12 protein-coding genes (1 of these 12 cut by a window edge) are annotated in these 10311 nt (G+C 63.0%); 6 read left to right on the top strand and 6 right to left on the bottom strand.

Annotation, left to right across the window (positions count from 1 at the left end; translation table 11 throughout):
* Positions 1-851 carry the 5' portion of a hypothetical protein gene (locus SZ64_RS16220; RefSeq protein WP_162225127.1) on the bottom strand. It extends 94 nt beyond the left edge of the window, so only the first 851 of its 945 coding nucleotides appear in the window; the start codon lies at positions 849-851; its stop codon lies off the left edge, out of view.
* A 12-nt stretch (positions 852-863) separates the two neighbouring features.
* Positions 864-1706, bottom strand: coding sequence for a glycosyltransferase family A protein (locus tag SZ64_RS16215; protein ID WP_054532320.1), 843 nt, complete (start codon positions 1704-1706; stop codon positions 864-866).
* Positions 1707-1840: 134 nt separating this feature from the next.
* Here SZ64_RS16215 and SZ64_RS16210 point away from each other — a divergent pair, with 134 nt between their 5' ends.
* From SZ64_RS16210 to SZ64_RS16195, 4 genes are all read left to right on the top strand, one after another.
* Complete coding sequence (locus tag SZ64_RS16210) at positions 1841-2791, top strand: aspartyl protease family protein (protein WP_054531776.1); 951 nt, start codon at positions 1841-1843, stop codon at positions 2789-2791.
* Between the two features lie 95 nt (positions 2792-2886).
* Positions 2887-4707, top strand: a complete 1821-nt coding sequence (locus SZ64_RS16205; protein ID WP_054531775.1) for an ABC transporter ATP-binding protein/permease — start codon at positions 2887-2889, stop codon at positions 4705-4707.
* A gap of 17 nt (positions 4708-4724) precedes the next feature.
* Positions 4725-5255 carry a cytochrome c gene (locus tag SZ64_RS16200; RefSeq protein WP_082384644.1) on the top strand — a complete coding sequence of 177 codons (531 nt, stop codon included), beginning with the start codon at positions 4725-4727 and terminating at the stop codon, positions 5253-5255.
* A 181-nt stretch (positions 5256-5436) separates the two neighbouring features.
* Entirely contained in the window at positions 5437-6030 is a 594-nt protein-coding gene (locus SZ64_RS16195; RefSeq protein ID WP_054531773.1) for a cytochrome c, read from the top strand.
* A gap of 64 nt (positions 6031-6094) precedes the next feature.
* Here the strand turns inward: SZ64_RS16195 and hslU are convergent, their stop codons facing one another.
* From hslU to bamE, 3 genes are read right to left on the bottom strand one after another with little or no spacing between them, the layout of a single operon-like run.
* Positions 6095-7396 carry an ATP-dependent protease ATPase subunit HslU gene (hslU, locus tag SZ64_RS16190; protein ID WP_054531772.1) on the bottom strand — a complete coding sequence of 434 codons (1302 nt, stop codon included), beginning with the start codon at positions 7394-7396 and terminating at the stop codon, positions 6095-6097.
* Positions 7397-7404: 8 nt separating this feature from the next.
* Entirely contained in the window at positions 7405-7977 is a 573-nt protein-coding gene (hslV, locus tag SZ64_RS16185) for an ATP-dependent protease subunit HslV (RefSeq protein ID WP_054531771.1), read from the bottom strand.
* A 55-nt stretch (positions 7978-8032) separates the two neighbouring features.
* Complete coding sequence (gene bamE, locus SZ64_RS16180; protein ID WP_054532319.1) at positions 8033-8506, bottom strand: outer membrane protein assembly factor BamE; 474 nt, start codon at positions 8504-8506, stop codon at positions 8033-8035.
* 185 nt (positions 8507-8691) lie between these two features.
* On the opposite strand from bamE, the gene SZ64_RS16175 reads away from it, so the two are divergent.
* Positions 8692-9204, top strand: coding sequence for a ubiquinol-cytochrome C chaperone family protein (locus SZ64_RS16175; protein ID WP_054531770.1), 513 nt, complete (start codon positions 8692-8694; stop codon positions 9202-9204).
* 2 nt (positions 9205-9206) lie between these two features.
* Positions 9207-9731 (top strand): DUF177 domain-containing protein, encoded by a 525-nt coding sequence (locus SZ64_RS16170; protein ID WP_054531769.1) that lies wholly within the window; start codon positions 9207-9209, stop codon positions 9729-9731.
* Positions 9732-9757: 26 nt separating this feature from the next.
* On the opposite strand, the gene ssb is transcribed toward SZ64_RS16170, so the two are convergent.
* Positions 9758-10306, bottom strand: coding sequence for a single-stranded DNA-binding protein (gene ssb, locus SZ64_RS16165; RefSeq protein WP_054531768.1), 549 nt, complete (start codon positions 10304-10306; stop codon positions 9758-9760).
* Between the last annotated feature and the right edge of the window lie 5 nt (positions 10307-10311).

Genomic DNA, 10311 nt, shown 5'->3' with positions numbered 1-10311 from the left:
TCGGCGGGCAGCGGATCGTTCCAGAAATTGAGGTAGCGCCCATAGGGGAGCAGCACCGGCTCCGCTTCATTGGCGACGATCACGTTAGACATGACCTGTTCGCTGCCCCAACGCTTCCAGCTTTCATGGCCGAGAATCGCCTCTACCTCGCGGCTGAAATCCTCTGCCACCCTGCGCCCCAGCCCGCCGGGGGCGAAGCCGACAAAACCGGCGCAGCCCCGCACATAATGGGCAGGCTGCGGCAAACCGGCATGGATGCGAGGAAGGATTTCCTCAGTCGCACCCTGCACATGGGTAGTGGGCGCGAAGGGATCGAGGCCCGGAGTGGTCTTCACGAAATCCTCCACCGGCAGCCACCGCGCGCTGTCTTCACCCTTGAGCGTGAAGTTACGACCCGCTTCGACCGCGGCGGCGACTTCCGGAACCGGCCCCAGTGTCACCGTGTCGGAATCGACCTGGATCACATAGGCATCCTTGCGCAGGTCCAGCAGCAGAAGCAGCCGTTCCCACACACAACCGCGCGGACAGGGGCCGACATCGACTGCCGCAATCGCATGGATTTCCGGATTGCCCAGATGGCGCGCGAGGACGGCCTTGTCTCCATCGGTCAGCGTCCCATCATCGAGAATGACGACCCGCCCACGCTGCAGATGCTGGTGGAGCGACTTGATCGCCACAAGATAGGGGAGCAGCACCTTCGTGCCGATCATCGAAAACAGGATCACCCCGTCATCCGCCGGGACAAGCGGCCGCGTGGCCAGCACAGCACGCGCCTGGCGCAGGTGGAGCCATTCCCGCGCCTTGCGGAGGAGCTTGTCGCGCAACTCGATCATCATCGCGGCCGCTAGCACAACATCCTGAACTTAAGAAACAGCCGCGCGCGCCATGCGCGCCAAGGCCTTGCGGTCGAACCACCACCAGACAGGATCGCGCCGGGGGGCAAGGCGCGGGAGCCAGCCGGAATAGAGCGCGGCAAGGCGCCGGGGCAGGCCCGCCGGGCCTTCCTTGCGCATGATTGCGCTGATGATCCGGTTCTGGAAATGGCGCAGGGAGTAATTGATCATCCGTCTGTATTGCACCACCAGAGTGCCGGGCCGCAGCAGGCTGGCTTCCTCGCACAGGAAGCCAGCATCGACACAGGGCACGACCCGTTCGTTCCGCCAATCGTCCTCATTGGCAAGGTCCGTCTTGGCCATGGCACAGAGCAGGCCATCGTCACCCACCAGATCTTCCGGCAGGCGGATGTCACTGGCGCGCATCCGTTCCACGAAGCTGCCGGACAGAGCATAGAGATCCCCGAACAATCCGTGATCGGCCAACATCTGTTGGCGATAGGCCTCTGCATTGCGGCCGTTGCGAGGCATTCCGGCAGCGGCGTTCGCGGCCGGGTTCTCTTTGAGTGTTGCCGCAAGTGCCTCGACCGATCCGGGAAGCACTTCCGCGTCGCCATCGACGAAGACATAGCACCGCGCCGCGATGCCCGGCGTATCGAACACGAACCGGTTCCAGCTACGCGACTTGCCGCCCTGCTGATATTCGTGGACCGTCACGCCCGCGAGGCCCCGTGCGATCTGCGCCGTCCCGTCGCTCGAACCGTTCACGACGACATGCACCCCAATGCCGGGATCGCCCAGTGGCAGGCTGGCAAGGCAACGCGCGATTCGGCGTTCTTCATTATGCGCCATGACCGCAACGATGATCGGCATGCTGTCCATGCCGCCGCCCTAGACCGGAACGATGAATATTGGCTTGCCGGCGCGATTCGCACCGGGATGCGAAGCATGTTATATATTCTGTTCAGCGGGGCCGGAATGAGTCCCGCGAATTGGGAGTGCAGGCAATGCGCTGGATCGCAGCAGCATCGGCCGCATTGGTCGCGGCCATGACCACCAATCTTTCAGCACAGGACGCCGTTACCGGCTCTGCCCAGCCGCCTGGAGACATAGAAGTCTTCAAGACGGGCGCGGAGGAATATGACCGGCTGACCGTGCCGGTGACAGTGGAAGGCCAGGGGCCTTATCGCTTCATGATCGACACCGGCGCACAGGCGACTGTCCTCTCCCGCGAACTGGCAGACCGGCTCGGCGTGGCAGACCGCAAAACGGCGACGCTGGTTGGCATATCGAGCCGTGCGCCGATCGAGGTGGCGCCAGTAATGGAACTGGGGCTGGGAAAACGTCTCTTCTATATAGAGACGGTTCCGCTGGTGGACCGGGGCAATATCGGCAGTGCCGACGGCATTCTCGGGCTGGATTCGCTGCAGGACCAGCGCGTGATGCTGGATTTCCGTGCCAATACCTTTTCCGTCGCCGATGCCGAGACGCTGGGCGGAGACAAGGGCTATGACATCATCGTGCGCGCCCGCCGGGTGCTCGGCCAGCTCGTCATCACCGATGCGGAACTCGATGGAGTGAAGGTGGCCGTTATCGTCGGCACGGGCGCGCAGGGCAGCGTCGGCAATCTGGCACTTCAGGAAAGGCTGCGCGGACGCAATCTGGGTGAGGCGCAGATGACGGACATCAACGGCGCGATGGAGACGAGCGACATGCGGCTCGCCAAGTCGGTCACGATCGGCCGGGTCAAGGTAAGCAACCTGCCGGTCGCCTTTGTGGATTCACCCACCTTCAAAGTGCTGGGGCTGGATGATCGCCCCGCCATGGTGCTGGGCATGAGCGAGTTGAAGCTGTTCAAGCGGGTGGCGATCGATTTCAAGCAGCGCAAGGTACTGTTCGATTTGCCACCGGGCGCAGGCTGGTTCAACGGCCCCACCGGAGGGATGGGCCTCAACTGACAGAGCGGTTCGTCACACCGGCCTTTGCCGCCCGATAGGAAAAGCTTGCCCGCCAGCCATTGCCCTTTGCCGGGCGAAGGCCCACTTGCTGGCCCATGCCACCGCAATCGCAATCGACAAATCTCAAAGGCAAACATGCCGACTGGCGCACCGTGCGCCGTTTCCTTCCCTATCTCTGGACGCGCGAGCGGGCCGGGGTTCGCTGGCGCCTGGCCGGCGCGGTGCTGCTGATCCTTCTTTCGAAGGTCACGGTGCTGTCCATGCCTTATTTCCTGCGTGGGGCCGTGAACACCATGGCCACCCCCGCGACCGAGGCGATGTGGGCGGCGCTTTCGCTGGTGCTGGCCTATACGGCGGCGCGTTTCACCACCACGGCCTTCGACAATATCCGCAACATCGTGTTCGAGCGGATCGGCCAGAGCGCGGTGCAGCATCTGGCGGAGGACGTGTTCCGCCGGTTGCACCAGCTTTCCCTGCGCTTCCACCTTGCCCGCCGCACGGGCGAGGTCACCAAGATCATCGAACGCGGCACGAAGAGCATCAACACGATGCTCTATTTCCTGCTGTTCAACATTGCCCCCACCTTCATCGAGCTGATGGCCATCGGGGTGATCTTCTACCTCAATTTCGGCATCTCGCTGGTGGTCGCCACTTTCCTTGCGGTGGTGGCCTATATCTTCGTGACCACCACGATCACCGAATGGCGCGCCACCCTGCGCGCGCGGATGAACGAGCTGGACGGGCAGGCCCTCTCCCGCGCGGTGGATTCGCTGCTGAATTACGAGACGGTGAAATATTTCGGCGCCGAGCAGCGCGAACAGCAGCGCTATTCCCATGCCGCCGAAAGCTACATGCAGGCCGCGACCAAGAGCGAAAACTCGCTCGCCCTGCTCAACATCGCCCAGGCCTTCATCACCAACCTGCTCATGGCGGGCGCCATGGCCTATACTGTGTGGGGCTGGAGCAAGGGCCATCTGAGCGTGGGCGATCTGGTGTTCGTGAACACCTATCTGATCCAGCTGTTCCGGCCGCTCGACTTCCTCGGCATGGTCTATCGCACGATCCGTCAGGGCCTGATCGACATGGCCTCCATGTTCGACCTGATCGACACCCATGTCGAAGTCAGCGACGCGCCGGGCGCGCCCGCGCTCATTTCCGGCAACCCGACGGTCGTCTTCGACAATGTCGTGTTCGGCTATGACAAGGAACGCACGATCCTGCATGGCCTGAGCCTGGAAGTTCCTGCGGGCAAGCAGGTCGCCATTGTGGGCCCTTCAGGTGCCGGTAAGTCCACCATCGGCCGCCTTCTGTTCCGCTTCTACGACCCTTGGGAAGGGCGCATCCTGATCGGCGGGCAAGACATCCGCTCGGTCACGCAGGAATCGCTGCGCGCCGCGATCGGCATCGTCCCGCAAGACAGCGTGCTGTTCAACGACACGATCGGCTACAACATCGCCTATGGCCGCGACGGCGCGCATATGGACGATGTGATCGCCGCCGCGCGGGGCGCCGCGATCCTGCCCTTCGTCGAAAACCTGCCTGACGGCTTCGAAACCCAGGTGGGCGAACGCGGGCTGAAGCTGTCCGGCGGCGAGAAGCAGCGCGTCGCCATTGCCCGCACTTTGGTGAAGAACCCGCCGATCCTGCTTCTGGACGAAGCGACCAGCGCGCTCGACACCCGCACGGAGCAGGAGATCCTGGCAACCCTGCGCCGGATCGCGCGGGACCGCACTACCATCTCCATCGCGCACAGACTTTCTACCATTGCGGACAGCGACTTGATCTATGTCATGCAAGATGGACGTCTGGCAGAGCAAGGTACACACCTCGAACTGCTGCGACTCGACGGCCTGTACGCTGAAATGTGGGCGCGCCAGCTTATCGAGGGCGATGAACTGGATACCGCCGCACAATAGCGGCGCGGGAGAAGACGATGCGGAAATATGCGATGTTCGCGGTGCCGGCGGTGCTGGCCGGTTCCATGCTGGCATGGGGCGTTGCACAGGCCAATGAAGGCGATGTGCTCTATGTCCGTAGCGCGATGCAGCAGGAAGTGAATGCCGCGACCAACGATCTGTGGGACATCGGCAATAACGCGATGAGCGACTCTGGCGGGATCGACCCGGCCCAGATGGACGATGCGAAGTGGGCGAAGCTGGAAAACGCCGCCGCCGCCCTCAAACTCGAAGCGGAGAAGATGGCCGCCGCCGGAACGATCAAGGCCGCCGCTCCGGGGCAAGAGAAAGTGGAAGAGCCCGGCGCCTATTCGATGGAGGACGTGCAATCCTATATCGATGCCGATCCGCAGAGCTTCCGCGATCTCGCCAGCGGCCTTGCCAGGCATGCCCAGGCAATTTCCGACGCGGCCAAGGCGCGCGATGCGGAAAATGCCGGCCTGCTGGTGGGAGAAATCGATCAGGTCTGCGAAGCCTGCCACGCCAAATATTGGTATCCGCAGGGCTGATGCCCGCAGGCCGGATGCCGGCCCTGACCATCCAGTCCGATTGTCCGGCCCGCCATCCTGAATGGCGGGCTGAAAATTCTGCGACAATTTTCCTGGCGTTCAGCCCCAGTTCGGCTTGCGAAGTTCTTTTGCAGCACTGCGTAGCGCGCTAATTAGCGTGCTCCGAGAGAGGAGCCACCCAATGACATCGCATCGCATGATTCTCGCCCTCGCCGCGACGGCAGCGGCGCTTACCGGTTGCAGCAAGGAACCCGCGGCCGACAGTGTCCCCATGACCGTGCATGAAGCCATGACCAAGCATGTCGACGTGATCGCCGACGAAGTCTGGGCAATCGGCAATGCCGCGATGGCGAATGATGCGGTGATCGATCCCAAGCTGATGGACGATGCCAAATGGGCCAAGCTGGCCGATGCCGCCACCCGGCTTCAGGCTGCGGCAACCGAACTCGGCGCGCTCAAGACCCTAGTGGTCAACCGTCCCGGCGTGACCATCTCGGACGAGAATGTGGAAGGCGGCACCACCTCCGAACAGGTCCAAAAGAATATCGATGCAGATCCCGATGGCTTCCGTGGCATGGCCGGTGCTCTTGCCAGCCACATGGGTGACATTGCCGCCGCCGCCAAGGCGCACGATGCGCAGCGCGCAGGCGAGATGGTTGGCCAGATCGATGGCGTCTGTGAAAACTGCCACCTGGAATTCTGGTATCCCCAGCAGAAGGATCTGGTGAAGCAGTTGATGGCCGAAGGGCAAACGCCCACGCCCGCAGCGAAGTAATTGCTAGGCCCTGAACCCGCTCGCCTTCCGGTCGAACCGGGGCGAGAGCGGGCAGGTCATTCCTTTACAGGATATATTTGCTCAGATCGCTATTGCCCGCGAGCGTGGCCAGTTTGTCCTGCACATAGGCCGCGTCGATCGTTACGGTTTCGCCCCGGCGGTCTTCCGCCTCGAAGCTCAGTTCCTCAATCAGCTTTTCCATCACGGTCTGCAGACGGCGGGCGCCGATATTCTCGACGCTTTCGTTCACCTGCGCGGCGATCTTCGCCACTTCGCGCACGGCGTCTTGCGTGAAGTCCAGTGTCACTTCTTCCGTGCCGATCAGCGCCTTGTACTGTTCGACCAGATTCGCGCGCGTCTCTGAAAGGATGCTCACGAAATCTTCCTCGGTCAGGCTGCGCAACTCGACCCGGATCGGCAGGCGCCCCTGCAGTTCGGGCAGCATGTCGGACGGCTTGGCCAGGTGGAACGCGCCCGATGCGATGAACAGCACATGGTCCGTCTTCATCGGCCCGTATTTGGTGGCGACCGTGGTGCCTTCGATCAACGGCAGCAGATCGCGCTGCACGCCTTCCCGGCTGACCGAGCCGCCGCGCACGTCAGACACGGCGATCTTGTCGATCTCGTCGAGGAAGACGATCCCGTTGGTTTCAGCATCGGCCAGCGCGACCCGGGCGACATCGTCCTGATCCATGCGTTTTTCGGCTTCCTCGTCGACCAGCTTGTCCCACGCATCGGGAACCTTGAGCTTTCGGCGCTTGAGGTTCTGTCGGCCGAACGCCTTGCTCATCATCTGGGATAGGTCGATCATGCCGACATTGCCGCCCATGCCGGGCAGGTCCATCGGCATGGAAGGGGAATCCTCCACCTCGATCTCTACTTCCACATCATTCATCGCGTTCTGGACGATGCGCTGGCGGAAACTTTCCCGAGTGGCTTCGGAGGCGTTCTCTCCCACCAGCGCCTTCAGCAGGCGGTCCATCGCGGCCTTGCTGGCGGCTTCCCGAACGGCCTCGCGGCGGCGGTCCTTCTCCAGCCGGACGGCTTCTTCGGCGAGATCGCGGGCGATCTGTTCCACGTCGCGGCCGACATAGCCCACTTCGGTGAACTTGGTCGCTTCCACCTTCACGAAGGGCGCATCGGCCAGCTTGGCCAGACGGCGACTGATCTCGGTCTTCCCGCAGCCCGTGGGGCCGATCATCAGGATGTTCTTGGGCGTCACCTCGTCGCGCAGTTCCGCGCCCAGCCGCTGGCGGCGCCAGCGATTGCGCAGGGCCACGGCCACTGCGCGCTTGGCTTCGGCCTGGCCGATGATGTGTTCGTCCAGTGCGGCGACGATCGCCTTGGGGGTCAAAGTGTCGGTCATAATGGGGTTCAGATGGTCTCGACCGTCACGCGGTCATTGGTGAAAACGCAGATGTCGGCGGCCACGGCCATGGCACGGCGGGCAATCGCTTCGGCATCCTGTTCATAGGCATCGATCGCGCGAGCAGCAGCAAGGGCGTAGTTTCCGCCAGAACCGATGGCCGCAATCTGTGAGTCGGGCCCACCTTCGGGTTCCAGCACATCGCCATTACCCGTGAGCACCAGCAGAGTGTCCTTATCGGCCACGATCATCAGGGCTTCCAGATTGCGCAGATATTTGTCCGTTCGCCAGTCCTTGGCCAGTTCCACCGCAGCGCGCAGCAATTGGCCGCTATATTGCTCCAGCTTCTTTTCCAGCCGTTCGAACAGGGTGAAGGCATCCGCCGTGGCACCCGCAAAGCCGGCGATCACGGAACCGCCTGCCCCGATGCGCCGCACCTTGCGCGCATTGGGCTTCATCACCGTATTACCCATGGAAACCTGGCCATCGCCAGCGATGACGGTCTTGCCGTCCTTCTTCACGCCGATGATGGTAGTGCCGTGCCACTGGACTGTGCCGTGGCGATTGTCGCGTTCACTCATGACGCGAATATGGGCGTTAGGCCCGCCGCGTTCAAGCAGGGCAAGGCAGTGCGAATCAGCTTCCGTTGGGGCCGGGGCCACCAGGCGCGTTGGAGCCAAAGCTGCCGACCTGGCCGATATTGCCGAACAGGTCTTCAAGGAAGCCACGTTCCTTGCCGAGCACAGGCGTCTTGTCGCTTTCAGGATTGACATAGGCGACCTTGTCCATGCCCCAGCGCTGGGACGACAGGACATTGCCATTGGCATCGAACGTCACAGCCAACACCGAGTGCTGGCGAATGCGCGGCTTCCGGAACGGCTTCTGAGCAGTGGTACTGGACACGTAATACCACACCGGATCGCCGAATTCGCTGGTGAAGGTCGGCCGCCCGAGAGTTCCTTCAACCGACTCCTTGTTGTCGATACCCGGCTGAACCGACTGAACCAGCGACTCATCGGCTATGTAGCCGCGATGATCGGTGATCGAGCTGCACCCGGCAGACAAGGCCGCGAGCGCCACAACCGCACCGATCCGAACCTTGGCTATCATCTGTACTGTCTCCGAACCGAGCCGGCCTTGTCCCGACTGTCCCGCAATCATTTGCCTTGCGCATTTCCACGCAGTATCGGCGCGAGCCTTAAGGACAAGCGCCCCCTCGCGCAATGGCGCATGGGGCCCGAGCCATCGGCCGCGCGGATTTAATCGCGGCTGAACGAAAAGGATCATACATCGCCGTGACGCTGCTTTCCCGCCTCTTCTCCCGCCGGCAAGACCCTCGTCAGGGTGTGCAGGCCCTCTGGCACCGCGTGGTGGAACTGGCGCGGGGCAAGGAATGGTATGCCGAGCGCGGCGTGGCCGATACGGTTGAAGGCCGCTTCGACATGATCAGCGCCGTACTGGCCATGGTGCTGCTGCGGCTGGAGCGGGATGAGAACATGGCACACCCCTGCGTCTATCTGACTGAGCTGTTCGTGGACGACATGGAAGGCCAGCTGCGCGAGAGCGGCGTAGGCGATGTTGTGGTCGGCAAGCATATGGGCAAGCTCATGGCCGCGCTGGGCGGCAGGCTGGGCGCATATCGCGATGCACTGGCACAGCCCGGCAATTCCGCGATGGAAGAGGCGGTCCGCCGCAATCTCAGCCTTTGCGAGGGCGCCGCACCCACCGCTGCGGCCGAGGGACTGCGCGGGTTTTATGACCGGCTTTGTGCTATTCCCGTTGAACGCATTCTGGCCGCGGAGATCTGACCATGGCTGGTACACCGGAATTTTCCCGCATGATCGACATTCGCGCCGTGGACGCGCGAGTGCGGCATCTCAAAGCCGACGAGGCGGAGCGCGCGGCACTCTGCACGCGCTTCGGTCTGGTCTCGCTCGGCAGGCTGGAAGCCGATATCGATCTGGTGAAAGACGGCACCGCCGTGGACGCCACGGGCACGCTTACGGCCGACATTGTCCAAATCTGCGCGGTGACGGGCGACGATTTGCCGGTGGCGATTCGCGAAAAGCTGTCATTCCGCTTCGTGCCCGAAACAGGCGAGACTCACTCCCCCGACGAGGAAGTGGAACTTGAGGCCGATGAACTGGACGAGATTCCCTTTGAAGGAACCACATTCGATCTCGGCGAAGCCGTCGCGCAGAGCCTGGCGCTGGCGATCGATCCCTATGCCACCGGCCCGAATGCCGATGCGGTGAGGAAGGAAGCCGGGTTGCTGGATGAAGAGGCCAGCGGGCCATTCGCCGCGCTGGCCGCTCTCAAAGGGAAGAACGATTAAGGGATTTTGACGGCAAACCGTTCTGGTCAGAACGGGATATCGTCGTCCAGATCGTCGCCGAAGCTGCTGCCGCCACCGGCAGGCGCACCGCCGCCCCAGCCGCCCGAGGACGAACCGCCACCGCTGCTACTGCCGCCGCCGCCATAGGAGCCTCCACCGCCGGCGCCGCCTTCGTTCCAGCCGCCGCGCTGGCCACCGCCACCGCCGCTCGCACCGCCGCCCTGCGGTCCGTCGAGCATGGTCATCACCGCACCGGGGCCCTGCAGCACCACTTCGGTCGTGTAGCGATCGTTACCCGACTGGTCCTGCCACTTGCGGGTGCGCAGCTGGCCTTCGATATAAACCTTGCTTCCCTTGCGCAGGAAGCGTTCGGCAACGCCGGCCAGACCTTCGGAGAAGATCGCCACGCTGTGCCATTCGGTACGCTCCTGACGCTGGCCGGTATTGCGGTCCTTCCAGCTTTCCGACGTGGCGATGCGCAGGTTGCACACCTTCCCGCCATTCTGGAAACTGCGGACTTCCGGGTCCGCGCCCAGATTGCCGACCAGAATGACCTTGTTGACGCTGCCTGCCATGAATT

This window comes from Erythrobacter sp. SG61-1L (assembly GCF_001305965.1).
In the GTDB taxonomy this organism is placed as follows: Bacteria; Pseudomonadota; Alphaproteobacteria; order Sphingomonadales; family Sphingomonadaceae; genus Andeanibacterium.
This window is presented reverse-complemented; position numbering and strand designations above follow the sequence as displayed.